Annotated in this window: 1 pseudogene; it reads right to left on the bottom strand. The window is 68.2% G+C overall.

The features are described 5' to 3' along the window. A pseudogene (locus FCI23_RS56005) lies at nt 1-584 on the bottom strand (FdhF/YdeP family oxidoreductase); the annotation flags it as partial.

Genomic DNA, 584 nt, shown 5'->3' on the forward strand with positions numbered 1-584 from the left:
TGGTCCTTCTCGGTGCGGCCGAGGCAGGGCAGGATCAGGGCCTTCTTGCCGTGCACCAGGTGGCTGCGGTTGAGCTTGGTGCTGACATGGGCGGTCAGCTCGCACTGGCGCAGCCCTTCGAAGGTGTAGGGGGTGTCCGGGGCGGCCATGGCGAAGTTGCCGCCCATGCCGATGAAGACCTTCACCCGGCCCTGGTGCATGGCTTCGATGGTGCGCACGGTGTCCAGGCCCTCTTCACGGGGCGGGTCGATGCCGCACGCTTCGGCGAGCCGGTTGAGGAACTCCTCGGTGGGGCGGTGGTCGATTCCGCAGGTGCGGTTGCCCTGGACGTTGCTGTGGCCGCGGATGGGGCATGGACCCGCGCCCTCACGGCCCAGGTTGCCGCGCAGCAGCAGTACGTTGACGATCTCCCGCACCGTGTCGACGCCGTGCTCGTGCTGGGAGATACCCAGGCACCAGCTGAAGATGGTGCGGTCGGACTCGGAGTACACCTGGGCGGCCTTGAGGATCTGCGCGCGGGTCAGCCCCGACTGGTGCTCCAGCTCCTCCCACGGCGTGGCCTCACAGGCCTTCTGGTACTCCTC

The organism is Actinacidiphila oryziradicis, assembly GCF_005047355.1.
Taxonomy (GTDB): Bacteria; Actinomycetota; Actinomycetes; order Streptomycetales; family Streptomycetaceae; genus Actinacidiphila; species Actinacidiphila oryziradicis.